The organism is Pantoea sp. RG18, assembly GCF_025910075.1.
GTDB classification, from domain to species: Bacteria; Pseudomonadota; Gammaproteobacteria; order Enterobacterales; family Enterobacteriaceae; genus Pantoea; species Pantoea agglomerans.
In genome coordinates this window covers 269,521-290,599 of record NZ_JAPCIL010000002.1, presented here as the reverse complement: position 1 = coordinate 290,599, position 21,079 = coordinate 269,521, and the positions used below count along the sequence as shown (strand labels likewise).

Sequence of the window (21,079 nt, the reverse complement as noted above, 5' to 3'; positions counted from 1 at the left end):
ATGCAACACAGGTTACATTGTCAGAGCGATGTGGATCACATATAAACCGGTGACTGGCACATCGCCCTGCTGAATCTAATGAGGCTCACATGCAATCCCGTTTCCTCTCTGCCTTTGAGGCATTGCCGTCAACGCTGCAAACCGCACTCTCTCCCCTGCTGGACGATCCTGGCTTTCAGGCGGTGCTGAGCGCCGGCCAGGTCGCCTCACTGCAGCAACAGACACAGATGGATGCCGATGCTCTGGCGCTGGCGCTGCTGCCCCTGGCGGCGGCCTGTGCCGTTGCTACCGTGTCGCATTTTAACGTCGGGGCTATCGCCCGTGGCGTCAGCGGCAACTGGTACTTCGGGGCCAACATGGAATTTATCGGTACGCCGTTGCAGCAGACGGTTCACGCCGAGCAGAGCGCCATTACTCATGCGTGGCTGCGTGGCGAAAGTCAGCTTGAGACGATCACCGTTAACTACACGCCGTGCGGTCACTGCCGTCAGTTTATGAACGAGCTGAACAGCGGCACGAACATTCGCATCAGCCTGCCACAACGCGCGATCAGCACCCTGGCCGATTATCTGCCGGATGCCTTTGGACCGCGCGATCTGGACATCACGACCTTCCTGATGGACCGCGTGGATCACGGCTATGTAGCCGAAGGCGATGAACTGGTGCAGGCCGCAGTTGCCGCTGCCAATACCAGCCACGCGCCTTACAGCCAGTCACACGCCGGTGTTGCGCTGCTGACCGCAACCGGCACGATTGTCACCGGGCGCTATGCGGAAAATGCCGCCTTTAACCCGAGTTTCCCGCCCCTTCAGGCGGCGCTGGTCCTGCTCAACATGCAGGGTGGCGATGTTCATCAGATAAAAAAAGCGGTATTAGCCGAAGTGGAAAATGCCACGCTAAGCCAGTTCGCCGCCACACAGGCGACGCTTGAGACATTTGGTTGCGGTGAGCTGCTGCAGGTGACGCTGTACAAAGCATAACCCGCTGTCAGAGAGGCCACAGTTTTGTGAGCTTTTATGAACAAACGCTGTACTTCTGCGGGAAATTTCATAGGATCTGGCGCCAGAATTCACGTCATTACAAATTACTCTGAATAATTCAGGTTGCAGGATGGCAGCACGGTCGTGAATGTTTCTGCAGCGGTTACCCTGCCGCTGCCAGGCCTGCAGTCTGAGCTATAACGGGTAAGAAAACTGGCGCTACCTTTCCGGCGTGACGCCAGACAACACTGCAACCGGAGCATTACCGCATGGAACTCGACTACGAAAGTAAACGCCCGCTGTATATCCCTTATGCTGGCCCGATTTTGCTGGAATTTCCCCTGCTGAACAAAGGCAGCGCCTTTAGTATCGAAGAACGTAACGAATTCAACCTCAACGGTCTGCTGCCAGAAGCAGTGGAATCGATTGAAGAGCAGGCGCAGCGAGCCTGGCGTCAGTTCCAGGACTTCAAAAACAATAACGATAAGCATGTCTACCTGCGTAACATCCAGGACACCAACGAAACGCTGTTCTACCGCCTGCTGGATAACCATCTCGAAGAGATGATGCCCATCATCTACACCCCGACCGTCGGCGCAGCCTGTGAACACTTCTCTGAAATCTACCGTCGTGCGCGTGGCGTGTTCATCTCCTACCCTAACCGCGACCATATCGAAGATATGCTGCAAAACGCCACCAAACAGAATGTGAAGGTGATCGTGGTGACTGATGGCGAGCGTATTCTGGGCCTCGGCGATCAGGGCATCGGTGGTATGGGTATCCCGATTGGTAAGCTTTCACTCTATACCGCCTGTGGCGGCATCAGTCCGGCTTACACCCTGCCGGTGGTGCTGGATGTGGGTACCAACAACCAGCAGTTGCTGAACGATCCGCTCTATATGGGCTGGCGTCATCCGCGCATCACCGGTGAAGAGTATGATGCGTTCGTGAACGATTTTATTCAGGCCGTTAAACGCCGCTGGCCGAAAGTGCTGTTGCAGTTTGAAGATTTCGCCCAGAAGAATGCCATGCCACTGCTGAACCGCTATCGCGATGAAGTCTGCTGCTTTAATGATGATATTCAGGGCACTGCCGCCGTGACCGTGGGTACGCTGATTGCCGCAAGCCGCGCCGCCGGCAGCCGCCTGTGCGAGCAGAAAGTAGTGTTCCTGGGCGCCGGTTCCGCGGGTTGTGGTATCGCTGAACAGATCATCGCACAGATGAAATCCGAAGGTCTGAGTGACGAGGAAGCGCGTGGCCGGGTAATGATGGTGGATCGCTTTGGTCTGCTCACTGACAAGCTGCCTAACCTGCTCGATTTCCAGAGCAAGCTGGTACAAAAGAGCGAAAACCTGCAGCAGTGGGATGTTACCAATGATTCCATCTCGCTGCTGGACGTGGTGCGCAATGCCAGGCCCGATATTCTGATTGGAGTCTCTGGCCAGCCGGGCCTCTTCACCGAAGAGATCATCCGCGAGATGCATAAGCACTGTAAGCGCCCTATCGTGATGCCACTATCGAACCCGACATCACGCGTGGAAGCGACACCAGCCGATATCATCGCCTGGACTGACGGTGCCGCACTGGTCGCAACCGGCAGTCCGTTCTCGCCGGTGAGCTGGAACGGTAAAACCTATCCGATTGCGCAGTGCAACAACTCCTACATCTTCCCGGGCATTGGTCTGGGTGTGATTGCTTCGGGTGCCAGCCGCGTTACCGATACCATGCTGATGACCGCCAGCCGCGCGCTTGCTGACTGCTCTCCGCTGGTGAATGAAGGTGAAGGCCCGGTGCTGCCTGAGATTAAAGATATCCAGGGTGTATCGAAAATCATTGCGATGGAAGTGGGTAAAGCTGCTCAGCTGGCGGGTGTCGCCGTGGTGACCTCTGAAGATGTGTTGTCACAGGCTATCGCCAACAACTTCTGGCTGCCGCAGTACCGTCATTATCGTCGTACCTCGATTTAATCTTCAGACTGCCGGATTGCATCCGATCCGGCAGTGTTCAAAAAGAGCACAGCCAGCCGGCAGTAACTTGCTTCACAGTGACGGCTCAAGTAGCCTTGTCCCATCTCACTATTCTGACATCGAGTCTCCAGGCGCATGCTGAAACGCGTTTTCATTGGTCTGCTTTTCATCATCTTACTGATGATGGCAACGGCGCTCGGCCTTGATCGCTGGATCAGCTGGAAAACTGCGCCCTTTATCTACGAAAATGTCGCCTCTTTGCCACATCGTCAGGTCGGTGTGGTACTGGGTACGGCGAAATATTATCGCACCGGCGTCATCAATCAGTATTACCTCTATCGTATGCAGGGCGCGCTGAATGCCTACAACAGCGGCAAGGTCAATTATCTGCTGTTAAGCGGTGATAACGCGCTGCAAAGCTATAACGAGCCGATGACGATGCGCCGCGATCTCATCAAAGCCGGTGTCGATCCGGCTGATATCGTGCTGGACTATGCCGGTTTCCGCACGCTGGATTCGATTGTGCGCACCCGCAAAGTGTTTGATACCAACGACTTCATTATTATCACGCAGCGTTTCCATTGTGAGCGTGCCCTGTTTATCGCCTTACAACTGGGTATTCAGGCGCAGTGTTATGCGGTGCCCTCACCGAAGAACATGCTTAGCGTACGCTTCCGTGAGGTAGGTGCCCGGCTGGGCGCGCTGGTGGATCTCTTCCTGCTAAAGCGCGAACCCCGCTTCCTGGGCCCACTGGTGCCGATCCCCGCCGTACGCGATGTCCCTGAAGATGCGCAGAGTTACCCGGCAGTGACGCCGGAGCAGCTGCTGGAGCTGGAACAGAAGCTGCGGAAATAGCTCACGCGCTGCGGCTTATTTATGCTGGTTACTGCTGTGCCGAAGTCTGGCAGTGACGTGCAGGGCTCAGGGAGCTGACGGTAATATGCTGGCTCAGGGAGCATACGTTTAGTCGCCGTCTGTTACTATGCAGCGATCATTAAGCTGATTAATTACATGACTACGGTAGATAATTCAGTGCTACTTCCCCTCTGAAAGCCGACTTAGACTGCTGAGAAATCTGAAGAGGGTGAATCTTATAACAATGAATAAGCTCAACGCGCAGGGAACACGGTCAGAAGAGGAAAGCGTCCCACGCCAGGGACAAAAACGCCGGGAGCGTTTTTGAACAACGCAAAGCGTTGGCCCGGAAACGGGCGCACCTCAGGGATGAGGTGCGTAATCGCGTGGGCCGAGCGTGTCATGGATGACGGCTTTTGCGACTTTCCGATCTGACCGTGTTCCCTACGCATACTCGATCTCACAGCAACGACCCCAGCACTCTCCGCTATAAAAAGCGTTCTGCGGAGGAATGACACGGGCAGATCATTTACTGGCCTTAGCGACTTTCCGATCTGACCGTGTTCCTGCGCATACTCGATCTCACAGCAACGACCCCAGCACTCTCCGCTATAAAAAGCGTTCTGCGGGGGGAATGACACGGGCAGATCATTTACTGGCCTTAGCGTCTTTCCGATCTGACCGTGTTCCCTTCGCAGCCTCGACCTCATAGCAGCTCCCCCTTGACTCCCCATAAAAAAAGCGACCCGAAGGTCGCTTCTTTAGCGTGGAGTTGGACTTACTTCTTACGGGAATATTTCAGGGAATCCAGCGCCACGGCGAAGATAATGATGCCGCCTTTAATGATGTACTGCCAGTAAGGGTTGACGCCGATATAGGTCAGACCGTAGTTGATAACGGTGAAGATCAACACACCGGTCACTACGCCCGCCACGCTACCCACACCACCGGCGAAGGAGACACCGCCGACCACACAGGCCGCAATCGCATCCAGCTCATACATAAAGCCGAGGTTGTTGGTGGCCGAACCGATACGACCCGCTTCCAGCATCCCGCCGAAGGCATAGAACACACCTGACAGGGCATAAATCATGATCAGGTTCAGGTTGACGTTAACGCCTGAGACTTTCGCCGCTTCCGGATTACCGCCGATAGCAAAAATGTTTTTGCCGAAGCGGGTTTTGTTCCACAGCACCCACACGAAAATAATGGCAATCACGGCGTAGAAGGTGATGAACGAAAGCTTGAAATCACCAAAGCGTAAGAAGCCCTGGGTAAATTTCGAGAACCCTGTATCAAAACCGGCAATCGGTGATGCGCCAACAAAGTCGTAATAGAGTGAGTTGATACCGTAAACGATGATCATGGTGCCCAGCGTGGTGATAAATGGCGTTACCTTGAGGTAAGCAATAATCACACCGTTGACCAGACCAATCACGCCGCCGATGATGCACACGGTCAGAATAACCAGTGGAATCGGCACCGTATCCAGCGTCGGGAAGACCTTGTTCGCGTTATCCATCGCCTGCAGCAGCGTCGCGGCGACCACCGCCGCCAGACCGACCTGACGTCCGGCTGACAGGTCAGTACCCTGCGTCACAATCAAACCCGCCACACCCAGTGCAATAATAATGCGCACCGAAGATTGGGTCAGAATATTACTCAGGTTCATTAAACTTAAAAATGAGGGGTCCTGGAAAATAATAATAGCCAGCAATACCAGCAGCACGACATAAATGCCGCCCTCTTTTAACCAGGTTAGCGCATTCTTTTTTGTAGTCGCTTTCATGTTAACAGCCCTTGCTTCATTAAAGGTGTAATGACGCTAAACGCAATATTTCGTTCTGCGTGGTCGTTTTGGTATCAACTATGCCTGCTACCAGACCATTACTCATTACCAGAATACGATCGGTAATGCCTAACAGCTCCGGCATTTCGGATGAGATAATAATGATGCCCTTTTCTCTTTTCGCCAGCTCAGCAATTAACTGGTAAATTTCGAATTTTGCACCAACATCAATACCGCGAGTGGGTTCATCAAGCATCAGGATTTCAGGCTGGGTCAATAACCAGCGGCCAATAATCACTTTTTGCTGGTTACCGCCCGAAAGCGAACCAATCTGAGTATGGTGGCCTGGCGTTTTTACACGCATAGAATCGATCACCCATTGGGTATCACTCTTCATGCGTTTATTATCCAGCAGTCCCATACTGTTTTTATATTTTTTGATATTGGAAATAAGCGAGTTAAAACCAATGTCGAGGAAAGCATAAATACCGGTTGAGCGACGCTCTTCAGTCACCAGCGCAAAACCGTGGTTAATGGCTTCATTGGCGCTGTGATTATTAATCGGTTTGCCATGCAGTTTAATGGTGCCGCCCGATTTTTCGCGAATGCCAAACAGCGTTTCGACGATATCGGTACGTTTGGCGCCCACCAGCCCGGCAATGCCGAGTATCTCCCCTTTACGCAAATCAAATGAGATGTCGCGAATCGATGGCTGACGCAGTGACGTCAGATGACGCACCTCAAGAATCGTCTCGCCTGGCACGTTGGTACGGTCAGGGAAACGCTGGTTCAGTGAACGGCCAACCATCATGGAGATGATCTTATCCATATCCAGCCCTTCCAGCGGCTGAGAGGTGATCCACTGACCATCACGCAGGATAGTGATCTCATCACACAGCTGGAAAATCTCTTCCATTTTGTGCGAAATATAAACAATGCCACAGCCGCGATCTTTCAGCTTACGAATAATCGTGAACAGGTGATTAACCTCTTTCTCGGTTAACGAGGAGGTCGGCTCATCCATAATCACAATTTTCGCGTCATAGGAAAACGCTTTGGCAATTTCAATCATCTGCATCTGCGATACAGAAAGATTGGCAACTTTGTCTCGCGGATCGATATCAATATCCAGCTCGTCAAAAATCGCTTTAGTATCCCGGTACATTTTATCCTGATCGACAAAGAAGCCTTTGCGCGGATAACGCCCAAGCCACATATTGTCCATCACGGTACGCTGCAGGACCAGGTTTAATTCCTGATGCACCATCGACACGCCATTTTCCAGCGCCTCTTTAGAGCTTTTATAGTCGATCTCTTTACCCTGAAACAGGATACTGCCGGTATCTTTTTTATAAATACCAAACAGGCATTTTAATAAGGTGGATTTCCCGGCACCGTTCTCGCCCATTAATGCATGAACAGAGTGAGGCCGCACTTTTAAATTCACATTATCTAACGCTTTAACGCCGGGAAATGATTTTGAGACATCCGTCATTTCCAGCAGATATTCTCGCTGCGCGGTCGTATTATCACTGGCCATATTTTACCTGGCTAAAAAACGGTGGTGACATAAAAAAGGCGCGACAGCGGTCGCGCCCGTAATCGATCTTATTTCACGAACTGAGACAGATTTTCTTTATCAACCGGCACGTAAGGAACGCGGACGATCTTATCAACCATCTTGAAGTTTGTTCCGTCGGTGGCGGCTTTGCCGTTAGCCAGATTGTTGGCAATATCCAGCGTTGCTTTCGCCTGGTTTTCCGCATCGTTCAGCACGGTACCGGCCAGCGCACCGGATTTCACCAGCGCCAGCGCTTCTGGCAGTGCATCGACGCCAAAGACCGGAATTGAGGTCATGTTGTGCGCTTTCAGCGCTTCAACCGCACCCATCGCCATCGCATCGTTGTTGGCAATCACCACTTCGATTTTTTTGGCATTCGGGCCTGACAGCCACGCATCCATCTTATCTTTGGCCTGAGCGGTATCCCACATTGCAGTATCCATCGCTAACTGCTGGGTTTTCAGACCATCTTTGTTCAGGGTATCGATCACATATTTGGTACGGGCTTCTGCATCAGGATGGCCCGGTTCGCCTTTCAGCAGCACGAACTGAATCTGACCATCTTTGTTCAGATCCCACGCGGGTGTGGCTTTCCAGTGCTTCTCAATCAGCTGACCCTGAATGATGCCTGACTCTTTAGAGTCGGTACCGACATAGTAAGCTTTGTCATAACCGGCCAGCACTTTGGCGTTAGGTTCTTTGTTGAAGAAGACCACCGGCACGTCGTTGGCACGCGCTTTGTCTACTACCACCGCAGCCGCAGCCGGGTCAACCAGGTTAATCGCCAGCGCTTTCACGCCTTTTGCCATCAGCACGTCAATCTGATCGTTCTGTTTGGACTGGTCATTCTGTGAATCATTCATCAGCAACTGCACGCCACCGATCGCTTTCGCTTCTTTCTCGATGTCTTTGCGCACCATTGACATGAAGTTGTCATCATATTTGTAAATGGTCACGCCGATACGGGTGTCAGCTGCGTGAGCGGTTGCACCAAACATCATGCTGGCAACCAGTGCTGTAAGCGTGAAAACCTTCTTATTCATGGTATCTCCGGTTTTATTATGCAGGGTCTTTTTAGCGCTACCGCGCCATACAGGCGGGAGAGCAATCGGTAAAACAGAGCGGCGCGTCGGTTAACGTAATGAGAATGTTAAGCCATTGAACACCGTCTAAAACCTGACTTCCCTGTGCCAGAATGCTTCCATGAAGAGGGTATGAACCCTTTAACCGGCTACTGAGACCACAACTGATGCCGTTACACTGGCGTTACATAATGTTTCAGTCCGGTAAGACGCTGCCATCATAGTGAGAGCAATGTTAATTAACTGTGAATGTAATCACAGATTGAAAACGGTTACATGGCTGAATCGCCTGAAATAGTGACGGACTCCACATTTTGCCGCTGCGCCACCGAATGACGCCGCACCAGCGTTGGCATAAAGATGTGCGTTGCCGTGTCATCCAGCAGTCCGGCTGCGCCCTGTAGCGCCAGTTCAGTGGCGATTTTTGCCATAGATACAATGGGATAGCGCACAGTAGTTAACTGCGGATCGGTGTAACGGGAAATCGGGATATCATCAAAGCCAATGACAGAAAAATGCTGTGGCACCTGGATGCCGTTGTCTTTCAGCGCAGTGAGTGCGCCAGCCGCCATGCCGTCGTTATAGGCAAACACCGCACTGAGGTTGAGATTGCGTCCCAGCAGCTCCACCATCGCCGCTTCGCCGCCCTGCATATCGGGCTCTGCGCTGGCTATCCAGCTCTCCTGGGGCCGGATGCCCTGCTCTGCCATCGCCTGAATCCACCCTTCACGGCGCTGCGCCACATCTTCGATGGGATGGCTGGAACAGAGATAGCCAATGCGGCTATGCCCCTGCTGTAGCAGGGTTCGTGAAGCCATCAATGCACCCGTGACGTTATCCAGACTGACACTGCGGTGTTCAAATCCGGGCACGATGCGGTTAATCACCACCATGCCCGGAACGTGGCGCATAAAATCCGCCAGCTCAGCGTCAGGCAGCGTTTTCGCGTGCACCACCAGGGCGCTGCAACGCTGACGAATCAGCACTTCAATGGCATGACGCTCTTTCTCTTCCTGATGCCAGGAGTTGCTGATTAACACATGTTTGTGCACGCGCTGCGCCACGGTATCCACCGCTTTAACCAGTGCACCGAAGAAGGGATCCGAAACATCCATCACCACCACACCAATGGTATCACTGACCTGCGTCGCCAGCGCCTGCGCATTGGCGTTGGGGCGATAGCCCAGCGCTTCCACCGCCTGTAACACGGCGTCGCGGGTGTCAGAGGTGACGGCGCTGCTCTGATTGAGGACGCGCGACACGGTCGCCACCGACACGCCAGCCTGACGGGCAACATCACGAATTGTTATCATGCAGCAGTTCCACAGAGGAAAAATAAGGCATCACGCCGGGTTGAACACCGGCGCTATTTTGTCAGGGGCAGGAGGCGTACAGCGTGAATTGCGTCACATCAATGAAAACGGTTACATACAATTCTGTAACCTTTGTGATGGCGGTCATTATCTGGCGTTGTCAGTGATGCGCGATTTACCGGCTGAGATCAGCGTGAGCCGCCGCCACAGCCACTCCAGCGGACCCTGTGCGAAGAAATGTAACCAGATGAGTGAAAAGAGGATATTGATAAGCCACACCGCAGGCACCATCAGCACCAGCTCCAGCCGGGTAAAGTGCATATAGAAGCCGAAGCGATAGAACAGCGTGGTGCAGATCAGCGACTGCAGCAGATAGTTGGTCAGCGCCATGCGGCCCACGCACTGAATGGCATAGCTGATGCGCCAGCGCGCTATCTGCGGCCAGTAAGCCAGACAGAGCGCGGCATAGCCCAGGCTAATCAGCGGGCTGGCGAGATCGCGCGGGGCTTGCAGATAAAAAGCGGTCCAGCGGAATTCCCAATGTAACAGCCATTGCGCTGCCACACCGGCCACCGCAATCAACAACCCCATCGTCAGCAGCAGCGCCGCCGCCTGACGGTAATGTTGCGCTGAAAACTCGCCGATCAGCCAGCCACTGCGCAGCAGTGCGCCACCGATCATCATCAGGCCCGCCAGCTGCCAGCCATACTGCGCCGCCAGCGCCATCAGTCCTGAAGAGAGATGATCCAGCCGGTTCTGTATCGCTTCCCAGCCACCAGTCAGTTTCCAGTACTGTTCATATTGCAGATCGGCAGCACCTGGCAGCCAGGATCGGGTCGGTTCAGGATCGGAGATCGACCCAAACACCAGCAGAACGCCACAGCCCACCAGGTAGAGCAGAATGCCGGTATTCATCAGGCTGCGGGTGGAAGGGACATCGCGCACTACCCGCCAGACCACCAGCCCGATAATGCCGTAGTCCAGCAGGATATCGCCCTCCCAGAGAAAGACGCCGTGCAGAAAACCGATCAGCACCAGCAGTGAGAGCCGGGCAGTCAGCCAGCGACTGCCGCGTGGCAGCTGCATTTGCAGACCTGCGCCAAACAGCAGCGCAAACAGGGTGAGGAATTTGAGCTGGGCAAAGGCGTCAGAGATCGCCCATGTCCAGACATCGGACAGGCTGACGCTGCCCTGCCAGGCCGGATTAAGGTAGGCGGCAGAAGGCAGGCCAAAGCCGACAATATTGAGCAGCAGAATGCCGAGAATGGCACATCCACGAATGAAATCCAGCGCGTGATAGCGTTGCATGCGGCACCTGCACCATTGAGGCGGGCAACGTTATGCGCCCGCCGTAGACTCAACTATGGCGCACCGCGCGCAAAAATTCCTGGCGGGTATTCTGGCTGGACTTGAACAGGCCGCCCAGAGAGGTCGTCGTGGTGGCACTGGTGGCATCTTTTACGCCACGCGCTTTCACGCAGTAATGCACCGCATCAATAGAAACAGCCACATTGTTGGTGCCCAGCAGCGTCTGCAATGCGACCAGAACCTGCTGCGTCAGACGCTCCTGCACCTGCGGGCGCTGGGCGAAGAACTGCACGATACGGTTGATTTTCGACAGGCCAATCACCTTTTCTTTGGGAATGTAGGCGACGGTCGCTTTGCCATCGATGATCACAAAGTGGTGTTCACAGGTGCTGGTCAGCGTGATATCACGCACGGTCACCATCTCATCAACCTTCATTTTATTCTCAATGACGGTGATTTTCGGGAAGTTGGCGTAGTCGAGACCGGAAAAGACTTCATCCACATACATTTTGGCGATGCGATGCGGCGTTTCCATCAGGCTGTCATCTTCAAGATCCAGATTCAGCAGCTGCATAATCTCGGTCATGTGCCCGGCAATCAGACTTTTACGTGTGTTGTCATCTATATCGCGCGTCGGTGCACGTAACGGCGTTTCCAGTCCACGCGCCAGCAGCGCTTCGTGAACCAGGGCAGCTTCCTGACTTAGGGTGCTCATCTTACTCTTCTCCGGCTGGTGTTGCGCCCGCCAGCTTTTGCCAGCGGGCCCTGTAATCAGGCGCGTATTGTGAAACTTTCTTTGCGGGGAATCCAGCAATCAATCAGATTGGTGATGAAAGCTTTTCACCCGGTTCGCCGCCACACCAGCAGGCCGGCCCAGACCAGGCTAACCCCTGCAACCCACAGGGCAGGCTCCAGCCGATGTAACAGGGCTGTGGAGAGAAAAGAGAGCAGCGGGCCGACCAGCTGCCCGATAGCATAGCCGGTGGTCAGCAGGCCAGCCATGTAGCGCAGATGATTGGGTGCCAGCTCACGGGCGCAGAGCAGCGACAGCTGCACCACGCTGAGGAAACCGCCCCCCACCAGCAGCGCACCGGCCAGCAGGCCGCTAAAGCCTGGCAGCAGCGCCGCGGCAAATACGCCCAGCGCCTGCGCCCACAGCACCAGTGCCAGGCGGACGTGGCTGTGCCCCCAGCGTCGCGTCAGGATCCCCAGCAGGATGCCGATCATCGCCGCGCCGCCAAAAATCGGCCAGACAAACTGCGCGAAGATGCCGTCCGGAAACCGCGTGGCGGCCATCTGCGACAAAAAGGTGGCGGGCAGAATGTAGCCAAAGCCCGCCAGACTGTAACTCAGTACCAGCCGTTTAAGGTTGCGATCCAGCACCAGCGGCTCGGGTGCCTGATCCGGGCGATGCAGTTCGCCCCGACGCGGCAGATTACGGGTAATCAGCGCAATCAGCAGCAGCGCCAGCGCACCGTAAGCGGCCCAGGCCAGACCGGCAGAAACCTGCAATGTGTGCAGCGCTACCCCCAGCAGACCGCTGACAAAAATGCCGCAGCCCGGCCCGGCAAAAACGGCCGCCGACAGCCCTGCCCGGCCATGACGATGCAGCTGTTCATTGCTCCAGGCCGCCACCAGCACCATCGCCCAGCCGCTGGACCAGCCAATCAGAAAGCGGATTGCGCCGTGCAGCCACGGTCCGCTGGCGAATGCTGAGAGCAGGGTCAGGATCACCGCGCCCCATACGCCCGCCTGCAATCGCAGCTCAACCCGCCGGTGTGCGCGCATGGCATCAAATGAGCCACACAGATAGCCAAGATAATTAAGTGCCGCGACCAGGCTGGCACTGGTGAGTGTCAGCTGGTGTGCCTGAATCATCAGCGGCACCTGGGGCGTAAAGGCAAACCGGCCAATGCCCATCGCGACAAATAAGGTTAAAAACGCGCTGAGCGCGACGCGTAACGCCATTGCTGAACTCCTGTTGTTCTGCCCTGAGATCTCTTCTGACTTGCTAACAGCATGCAGGATGATTAAACTCACGGAAAGTGAATAATTTTAACCAACTTGCTTACAGGAAGAGAAGATATGGATTTAGTTCAGCTGCGTATGTTCTGTTCCGTCGCCGAAACGGGTTCACTGGCGCGCGCAGCAGAACAGCTGCATCGCGTCCCCTCTAATCTCACCACGCGGCTGCGCCAGCTGGAAGAAGAATTAGGTGTGGATCTCTTTATTCGTGAGAAACAGCGCATTCGCCTGTCACCAATGGGCCATAATTTTCTGAATTATGCGCAGCGTATCCTGGCATTAAGTGAAGAAGCGATGAGCATGACCCGCACCGGTGAACCGGCGGGCAACTTTGCGCTGGGCTCAATGGAGAGCACCGCGGCGACGCGTCTGCCCGGCCTGCTCGCCGCCTATCACCAGCGCTTTCCCAAAGTGGCGCTGTCGCTGATTACCGGCACCTCGGGCGAAATCATCGATCGGGTGCGTGAAGGCACCCTGGCGGCCGCGCTGGTGGATGGCCCGGTCTCCCATGACGATCTCAATGGCTGCATCGCCTTTCGCGAAGAGATGATACTGATCACCGGCCTCGATCATGCGCCAATCGCCACCGCGCGCGACGTGCAGGACGACACTCTGTTTGCTTTTCGCAACAGCTGCTCTTACCGGGTGAAGCTGGAGAGCTGGTATCGGGACAGCCAGACCGCGCCCAACAGTGTGATGGAGATTCAGTCCTATCACGCCATGCTGGCCTGCGTGGCAGGCGGTGCGGGCGTAGCGATGATCCCGGCCTCGGTGCTGAAGCAGATGGCGGATCGGTCACGGGTGCAGGCGCATACGTTACCTCCCGCTTATCGCGACACCGCCACCTGGCTGATGTGGCGACGCGACGCCTTTACGCCGAATGTTGAAGCACTGAAGTACCTGATTATTGAACAATTTGACGATCGTCCGCTCAACGATGAGCTGATTTACCCATTACAGGCGGCGGAATAAGCGTTCCACGCTATGTTTAAGAGCCTGACCCACCAGGCTTTGAATCATCACGACCACCCGGCGCCACTGCGCGTCACAATCTGACTGGAAGAGGGATTGCATGAATATGATCAAAACCCGTGCCGCTGTTGCCTGGGCTGCTGGCGAACCGCTGAAAATCGAAGAAGTTGATTTAATGCCACCGCAGAAAGGTGAAGTACTGGTGCGTATCGTTGCGACCGGCGTCTGTCATACCGACGCCTACACCCTGTCCGGCACCGACCCGGAAGGCGTTTTCCCGGCGATTCTTGGCCATGAAGGCGGCGGCATCGTCGAAGCCGTGGGCGAAGGCGTGACCAGCGTTGAAGTGGGTGACCACGTCATTCCACTCTACACGCCGGAGTGTGGCAAATGTAAATATTGTCTTTCAGGCAAAACTAACCTCTGCCAGGCGATCCGCACCACGCAGGGTAAAGGCCTGATGCCGGATGGCACCACCCGTTTCTTTAAAGATGGCAAACCCATTTTCCACTATATGGGCACCTCAACCTTCTCTGAGTACACGGTAATTCCGGAGATCTCGCTGGCGAAAATCAGTAAAGAAGCGCCGCTGGAAGAGGTTTGTCTGCTGGGCTGTGGCGTGACCACTGGCATGGGCGCGGTGATGAACACCGCCAAGGTGAAAGAAGGCGACACCGTGGCGATTTTCGGTCTCGGCGGCATTGGCCTCTCTGCGGTCATCGGCGCGAAGATGGCGAAAGCGGGCCGCATCATTGCCATCGACCTTAACACCAGCAAATTCGATCTGGCACGCAAACTGGGTGCCACCGATCTGATCAACCCGAAAGATTACGACAAGCCGATTCAGGATGTGATTGTCGAGCTGACCGACGGCGGCGTGGATTTCTCATTTGAATGTATCGGCAATGTCAACGTGATGCGTTCCGCGCTGGAGTGCTGCCACAAAGGCTGGGGCGAGTCCGTGATTATCGGCGTCGCCGGTGCCGGTGAAGAGATCTCCACTCGTCCGTTCCAGCTGGTCACCGGTCGCGTCTGGCGCGGTTCCGCGTTTGGCGGCGTCAAAGGCCGTTCGCAGCTGCCTGGCATTGTGCAGGATTACCTCGACGGTAAATTTGCGCTGAACGACTTCATCACCCACACCATGCCGCTGGAAGAGATCAACGACGCCTTTGATTTGATGCACGAAGGAAAATCGATTCGCTCGGTCGTGCACTTTAACAAGTAATCAGGAGGCGTTATGGCATCCACTCTGGAGCTACTGGAAGAACACCGTATTTTTGGCGGCTGGCAACAGCGCTGGCGTCATCAGTCTTTGCTGCTGAACTGCCCGATGACCTTCAGCATCTATCTGCCTGGGCCGCACGGTGATGCGCCGCCGCCGGTGGTCTGGTTTCTGGCCGGACTGACCTGCAACGATGAGAACTTCACCAGCAAAGCCGGTGCACAACGGGTTGCAGCGGAACTGGGTCTGGTGCTGATTATGCCGGATACCAGCCCGCGCGGCGAAGGGGTTGCGAATGATGAAGGATACGATCTGGGTCAGGGCGCGGGATTTTATCTCAATGCCACCCAACAGCCCTGGGCCAGCCATTTCCGCATGTTCGATTATCTGAGCAGCGAGTTACCCGCCCTGATTGCGGATAACTTCAAGGTCAGTGAACGTCAGTCGATTATGGGTCACTCCATGGGCGGACACGGTGCGCTGATGCTGGCGCTGCGTCTGGGTAACCGCTTTGCCTCGGCTTCCGCTTTTGCACCGATTGTGAATCCGATGCAGGTACCCTGGGGCCAGAAAGCGTTTCAGGCCTATCTGGGCGACGATCGTGCGACGTGGCGGGAATATGACAGCTGCCAGCTGATGGCGGAGGTGTCGCATCGGCTGCCAATGCTGATCGATCAGGGCGACAGCGATCAGTTCCTGGCCGATCAGCTGCAACCGGAGCGGTTACAAGAGGTCGCGAATGAGGTGGGTTTCCCGCTGACGCTGCGCATTCAGCCGGGTTATGACCATAGCTACTTCTTTATAGCCAGCTTTGTGGAAGATCATCTGCGCTTCCATGCGCAGCATCTGCTGGCGTAAACAATCAGGGCCGCAATCGCGGCCCTGAAATTTTATGCCTGCTCTGCTGGCTAACGCTCTGTCACAGAGCCAGCATACTGCCAGCCTGCCCTGTAAAAATTCCTTTCTCAGAACAGTGATGCTCAGCGCCCTACCGGACGCCTCCTCAATATCAGACCAGTGCCGGGCCGGTCAGCCCGTCGATCATCACCTGCGGGATACCACGCGAGCAGTGTTCGATACGACCATCGACGCCATACACCTTTGCCAGAGTGGCAGGCGTGATCACCTTATCTGGCTGCCCTTCCGCCACCAGCGCGCCCTGCTTCAGCATCAGCGCATGTTGCGCATGACGCAGTGCAATATTGATGTCATGCACCACTACCACCGTCACGATGTTACGCTGAGCGGTTTCGCGCCGCACCAGATCCATCACGTGAAACTGGTAGTTGAGATCCAGCGCGCTCAGCGGTTCATCCAGCAGCAGCAGCTTAGGGCGACGGATCAGTGACTGCGCCAGCCCGACCAGCTGTTTTTGTCCGCCGGAGAGCTGATCGAGATATCGCATCGCCAGATGGGCAATGCCCAGTTGTTCCAGCAGATGCATGATTTCCGCTTCGCTGCTGGCGCTGTGCAGACCACCGGAGGCACGCTGCGCCACGATGATCGACTCCAGCACATGCAGATGTACGCCCGCAGGCAGCGACTGCGGCAGATAAACCACGTTCTTCGCACGCCGGGCAAACGGCTGGGTCATGAGATCCTCACCGTTGAGCCACATCTCGCCCTGGCCTTTATTCAGACCGGCCAGTGCACGCAGCAGCGTCGATTTACCACAGCCATTCGGCCCCAGCAGCACGGTGATCTCGCCGCGCGGCAGCGGCGCAATATTAAGATTATCAATGACTTTATTTTTTGGGTACCCGGCACTGAAGCCACGTAACGTCAGACCCTGTTCCATCATACCGTCCCCCGATGACGCAGAATAATACTCAGGAAGAACGGCACGCCAATCAGTGAGGTGACAATGCCAACCGGGATGATTACACCAGGGAGCAGGTTTTTCGAGGCGACCGACGCCAGCGACAGCACCAGCGCGCCGACCAGCGCACTGGCGGGCAGATAGAAACGGTGATCTTCACCAAACATCATGCGGGCGATATGGGGAGCGACCAGCCCAATGAAACCGATCGGGCCGACAAACGCGACCGCCAGGGCAGAGAGGATACTGATGCGCAGTAACGTAGTCAGGCGCAGACGACGCACATCAATGCCAAAGCTTACCGCGCGGTCTTCGCCCAGACGCAGCGCCGTCAGCTTCCAGCTGCTCATCATTGAAAACGGTACCAGAATGGCCAGCGCCACGCTCAGCACGCCCAGCTTTTCCCAGGAGGCGCGCGCCAGGCTACCCATGGTCCAGAACACCAGGCCCTGCAGGGTATCTTCGCTGGCGATGAACTGCATCATGGATACCAGAGCGTTAAAGGTGAAGACCAGCGCGATACCGAACAGCACCACGCCCGCCGAAGAGACCTGAGTCCAGCGGGTCACGGCATCCAGCATCAGCGCGGCAAACAGGGCAAAGACAAAGGCGTTGGCAGAAATTAACCACTGATCGGGAATGCCGGGAATACCCACGCCGAGGATGATCGCCAGCGCGGCACCAAACGCCGCCGCCGATGAGACACCCAAAGTAAACGGACTGGCCAGCGGGTTATTCAGGATGGTCTGCATTTCAGCGCCCGCCAGACCCAGCGACAGCCCCACCACCAGCGCCATCAGCGCATAGGGCAGACGAATGTCCCAGACAATGACGCGCGTGCCGGCATCGACGCTCTCGGGGCTGAGCAGCGTATTCCACAGCGTTTCAAGTGAGAGTCCCGCCGGACCCAGCGTGAAGTCGAGGATCAGCGAGGCGAGTATCGCCAGCAGCAGCACGCCAATCCAGATTAAGCGGCGGCGCAGCACCTGATGATAGTTCTGCATGGTGTGGTGAAGCGTCTCTTCCCCCGCCAGCAGCGAAGTTTCGGTAGTCATGTTTGAACCCTGTGTGGCTATCACGTCAGAAAACGCAGCCACAATAGTGCAGGTGATAATAATTATCAATTCGTGAACATAAGCGAGACGTGAAAAAACAGTAAAAAACGGTGTGGCAGGCAGGAGAATGGCTCAGGGAGCCTGCGCCTTTCGCAAAGACGCAGAACCCGCCATCCCTGGCGGGTTTTGTGCGGGCGATTACACAGAGTTAATCTTTGTGAACCGGAAACTCCATTTCGCTGTACTTAACGAAACGGCTGCCGCGCGTCAGCTTGTAGCCGAACCAGATAATCAGGAACAGCGGAATGCCGATATAGGTTGCCGCCACGCCATACCAGTCGATGCTGTCGTTAAGGAATGCCTGGTAGTTCTGACCCAGCGTGATGATCAGGCAGAGCACAAAGGCGAAAATCGGACCCAGTGGGAAGAAGCCGGAACGGTAAGGCAGATCGTTCAGGTCACGTCCCTGGGCGACATAGCCCCGACGGAAGCGATAGTGACTGATGGCAATACCCAGCCAGGCGATAAACCCGGTCATGCCTGAGGTATTAAGCAGCCACAGATAGACTTCCTGATTACCAAATTTTGAGGTCAGGAAGCACAGTCCGGCCACCACGGTGGTGGCCCACAGGGCATTACGCGGCACGCCGCCCTTTGAGAGCTTCGCGAAAATCCGTGGCGCTTTACCTTCGCTGGCCAGGTTATAAAGCATACGCGTTGACGCATACATCCCGGAGTTACCCGCTGACAGCACAGCCGTCAGGATCACCGCATTCATGACGGCGGCGGCAGAGAGCAGACCGGCATTCTGGAACACCAGGGTGAACGGGCTGACGCTGATATCGTCGATATCATTGTGCAGCAACTGCGGATCGGTGTATGGCAGGATCAGGCTGATAATCAGGATAGCGAACACATAGAACAGCAGGATACGCCAGAAAATCTGCCGCACAGCGCGCGGAATATTCTTCGCCGGATCTTCAGATTCGCCCGCCGCGATACCGATCAGCTCGGTGCCCTGGAAGGAGAATCCCACAATCATCGCCACCCCGATCATGGCCGCAAAGCCGCCCGCAAACGGCGCGTCGCCCACCTGCCAGTTCTGCCAGCCCGCATGTTCAGCACCGCGCATAATGCCGGTGATCATCAGCACGCCAACGATGATAAAGATAATCACGGTGGCCACTTTAATCAGCGAGAACCAGTATTCCGCCTCGCCAAAGCCTTTGACCGAAATGTAGTTGAGCAGGAACATCAGCCCCAGGAACAGCGCGCTCCAGATCCAGCCAGGCGTGTCGGGGAACCAGTAGTTCATCACCAGTTGGGACGCCACCAGGTCAACCGCGATGGTCACCGCCCAGTTGTACCAGTAGTTCCAGCCGAGTGCGAAACCAAAGCCCTCTTCGACATATTTTGCGCCGTAGGTGGCGAAGGAACCCGATACCGGCATGAACGCAGCCAGTTCGCCGAGGCTGGTCATCAGGAAGTAGACCATCAGGCCGATGAGGATATAGGAGAGCAGTGCTCCGCCGGGGCCAGCCTGAGCGATGGTGGCACCGGAGGCGACAAACAGGCCGGTACCAATGGAGCCGCCGATGGCGATCATCGTCAGGTGACGGGCTTTTAACGCACGTCGTAATGCAGGTTGTTGTGTTGTATTTGAGTCATTATGCATGTGTTAACGCTACGCTGGGTAAAAATGAGGCGCGATTGTAGCAGCCAGATCGCCTCTGTATAGCGAATGCCAACCTGTTATTAGTTAACTTCATGATCGCGCCGGAATTATTAGTAATTACTCGCGACAATAGGAAAAAAACCGCGTCAGTGCTTTGGAAATATGCTTCTGCCGGTGGTGGATGCGATAGAGCGTGCGGATAAGACGCGGCAGCGGAATCGTCAGTTCAACCAGCGTGCCCGCCTCCAGCAAATCGGCAATCACCCGGCGCGAAAGACAGCTGATGCCCATGCCGTGCCGCACCGCATGTTTAATCGCCTCGGAATTGCCCAGTTCCATGCCCAGCTGAAAACTCGGCAGATGCGACAGCAGCAGATAATCGACAATTTCACGGGTGCCGGAGCCGCGTTCGCGCAGGATCCACGGGGCGTCAGCCAGGGTTTGCAGCGTCACCGGCTGTTGCAGAATCGCCGCATCTGGCGCGGCAAACACCACCAGTTCATCTTCGAGCCAGGGTTCACTGACCAGCTCGGTCATATGGCACGGCCCTTCAATTAATCCGACATCGACGCGGAAATCGGAAACCGCCTGAATCACATCCTGACTGTTGCCGACACTCAGCTCCAGCGGCAGGCGGGGAAAATCGCGACGATAAGCGGCCATCATGCCTGGCAGCAGATAGTTACCGATGGTGCTGCTGGCAAAGATGCGGATCGCGCCGTTATCCTCTTTAAACAGCTGCTCGATTTCGCCCGCCTGCTCCAGCAGCCCTACTGCACGGGGATAGAGCAGCCGTCCATGCTCATTCAGCACCAGCCGTTTGCCGACGCGGTCAAACAGTTGCACGCCGAGCTGACTCTCCAGATCGGCCAGCGCTGCACTCACTGCGGACTGCGACAGCGCCAGCAGTTGCGAAGCCTGAGTGGTGGAGCCGCTCTTAAGCACTTCGGTGAAAACTTCAATTTGCCGCAGCGTAATGTGCATCGTTGCCTCTTAACTCAGTGACTGCCTGACCAGGTAAATGATTAATGCCAGCCAGATCAGCCCTATCGCCACCAGCCAGCCTGCAATCTTTTTGCCACGCGAACGTTGAGACTGCGCCCGCTCGCTGCTGCTGATGCGCACCTCTCGCGGCAGTAAACGCAGCAGCACCATGACGCCCGTCGGGATAATCACCGCGTCATCCAGCAGACCGACAAAGGGGATCACATCAGGAATGAGATCGATCGGGCTGATGCCATAGGCGACCAGCCCCAGCATCCCCAGCTTGTTCCACCAGGGTGTGCGGGGATCGCGGAAAGCAAACCCCAGCACAAACACATCTCTTTTGATCAGCGTCGCCCAGCGGCGCAGACGCGAAACTATCATGATTGCTGCCTTATCGTTTATTCTGGTTAATTATAAATATATTATCAATTTCACTTTTAAGCCAGTCGCCGTCATGATCGGGTCTCAA

At 55.6% G+C, this 21,079-nt stretch carries 18 protein-coding genes; 6 read left to right on the top strand and 12 right to left on the bottom strand.

Going from position 1 to position 21,079, the window contains the following annotated elements; genetic code table 11:
• Positions 1–89 precede the first annotated feature (89 nt).
• The 3 genes from cdd to sanA all read left to right on the top strand — a co-directional run bounded on the left by cdd (position 90) and on the right by sanA (position 3,802).
• Positions 90–980, top strand: coding sequence for a cytidine deaminase (gene cdd / locus OK409_RS01790; protein WP_264366674.1), 891 nt, complete (start codon positions 90–92; stop codon positions 978–980).
• Between the two features lie 269 nt (positions 981–1,249).
• Positions 1,250–2,947: an NAD-dependent malic enzyme gene (locus tag OK409_RS01785; RefSeq protein ID WP_031592077.1), complete on the top strand. Its 1,698-nt coding sequence runs from the start codon at positions 1,250–1,252 to the stop codon at positions 2,945–2,947.
• Between the two features lie 135 nt (positions 2,948–3,082).
• Positions 3,083–3,802, top strand: coding sequence for an outer membrane permeability protein SanA (gene sanA / locus OK409_RS01780; RefSeq protein WP_010248246.1), 720 nt, complete (start codon positions 3,083–3,085; stop codon positions 3,800–3,802).
• A 778-nt stretch (positions 3,803–4,580) separates the two neighbouring features.
• Here the strand turns inward: sanA and mglC are convergent.
• The 7 genes from mglC to OK409_RS01745 all read right to left on the bottom strand — a co-directional run bounded on the left by mglC (position 4,581) and on the right by OK409_RS01745 (position 12,823).
• Entirely contained in the window at positions 4,581–5,591 is a 1,011-nt protein-coding gene (gene mglC, locus OK409_RS01775; RefSeq protein WP_010248248.1) for a galactose/methyl galactoside ABC transporter permease MglC, read from the bottom strand.
• A gap of 19 nt (positions 5,592–5,610) precedes the next feature.
• Positions 5,611–7,131, bottom strand: a complete 1,521-nt coding sequence (gene mglA / locus OK409_RS01770) for a galactose/methyl galactoside ABC transporter ATP-binding protein MglA (protein ID WP_010248250.1) — start codon at positions 7,129–7,131, stop codon at positions 5,611–5,613.
• Between the two features lie 68 nt (positions 7,132–7,199).
• A complete protein-coding gene (gene mglB / locus OK409_RS01765) occupies positions 7,200–8,195 on the bottom strand; it encodes a galactose/glucose ABC transporter substrate-binding protein MglB (RefSeq protein ID WP_010248252.1) in 996 nt (331 codons plus the stop codon).
• Positions 8,196–8,506: 311 nt separating this feature from the next.
• Positions 8,507–9,547: an HTH-type transcriptional regulator GalS gene (galS, locus tag OK409_RS01760; protein ID WP_157352621.1), complete on the bottom strand. Its 1,041-nt coding sequence runs from the start codon at positions 9,545–9,547 to the stop codon at positions 8,507–8,509.
• Between the two features lie 147 nt (positions 9,548–9,694).
• Positions 9,695–10,855, bottom strand: a complete 1,161-nt coding sequence (yeiB, locus tag OK409_RS01755) for a DUF418 domain-containing protein YeiB (protein ID WP_010248256.1) — start codon at positions 10,853–10,855, stop codon at positions 9,695–9,697.
• 49 nt (positions 10,856–10,904) lie between these two features.
• The gene (folE, locus tag OK409_RS01750; RefSeq protein WP_010248259.1) at positions 10,905–11,570 is read right to left on the bottom strand and encodes a GTP cyclohydrolase I FolE; all 666 of its coding nucleotides are present in this window, start codon (positions 11,568–11,570) and stop codon (positions 10,905–10,907) included.
• Between the two features lie 125 nt (positions 11,571–11,695).
• Positions 11,696–12,823 (bottom strand): YbfB/YjiJ family MFS transporter, encoded by a 1,128-nt coding sequence (locus OK409_RS01745; RefSeq protein WP_061703764.1) that lies wholly within the window; start codon positions 12,821–12,823, stop codon positions 11,696–11,698.
• Between the two features lie 117 nt (positions 12,824–12,940).
• On the opposite strand from OK409_RS01745, the gene ptrR reads away from it, so the two are divergent.
• The 3 genes from ptrR (at position 12,941) to fghA (ending at position 15,932) form a co-directional block, all read left to right on the top strand.
• Positions 12,941–13,852, top strand: coding sequence for a putrescine utilization regulator PtrR (ptrR, locus tag OK409_RS01740; protein ID WP_010248266.1), 912 nt, complete (start codon positions 12,941–12,943; stop codon positions 13,850–13,852).
• A gap of 100 nt (positions 13,853–13,952) precedes the next feature.
• Positions 13,953–15,077: an S-(hydroxymethyl)glutathione dehydrogenase/class III alcohol dehydrogenase gene (locus OK409_RS01735; RefSeq protein WP_010248270.1), complete on the top strand. Its 1,125-nt coding sequence runs from the start codon at positions 13,953–13,955 to the stop codon at positions 15,075–15,077.
• Positions 15,078–15,089: 12 nt separating this feature from the next.
• Positions 15,090–15,932 carry an S-formylglutathione hydrolase gene (fghA, locus tag OK409_RS01730; RefSeq protein WP_083069094.1) on the top strand — a complete coding sequence of 281 codons (843 nt, stop codon included), beginning with the start codon at positions 15,090–15,092 and terminating at the stop codon, positions 15,930–15,932.
• Positions 15,933–16,083: 151 nt separating this feature from the next.
• Here the strand turns inward: fghA and OK409_RS01725 are convergent, their stop codons facing one another.
• From OK409_RS01725 to OK409_RS01705, 5 genes are all read right to left on the bottom strand, one after another.
• Positions 16,084–16,872, bottom strand: coding sequence for an ABC transporter ATP-binding protein (locus tag OK409_RS01725; protein WP_010248276.1), 789 nt, complete (start codon positions 16,870–16,872; stop codon positions 16,084–16,086).
• A complete protein-coding gene (locus OK409_RS01720) occupies positions 16,872–17,948 on the bottom strand; it encodes a FecCD family ABC transporter permease (protein ID WP_010248280.1) in 1,077 nt (358 codons plus the stop codon). The genes OK409_RS01725 and OK409_RS01720 overlap by 1 nt, the downstream gene beginning before the upstream one ends.
• A 208-nt stretch (positions 17,949–18,156) precedes the next feature.
• Entirely contained in the window at positions 18,157–19,623 is a 1,467-nt protein-coding gene (locus tag OK409_RS01715) for an amino acid permease (RefSeq protein ID WP_022625044.1), read from the bottom strand.
• A 117-nt stretch (positions 19,624–19,740) separates the two neighbouring features.
• Complete coding sequence (yieE, locus tag OK409_RS01710; protein ID WP_010248285.1) at positions 19,741–20,607, bottom strand: DNA-binding transcriptional regulator YeiE; 867 nt, start codon at positions 20,605–20,607, stop codon at positions 19,741–19,743.
• Between the two features lie 9 nt (positions 20,608–20,616).
• Entirely contained in the window at positions 20,617–20,991 is a 375-nt protein-coding gene (locus tag OK409_RS01705; protein WP_031592072.1) for a YkvA family protein, read from the bottom strand.
• Positions 20,992–21,079 lie beyond the last annotated feature (88 nt).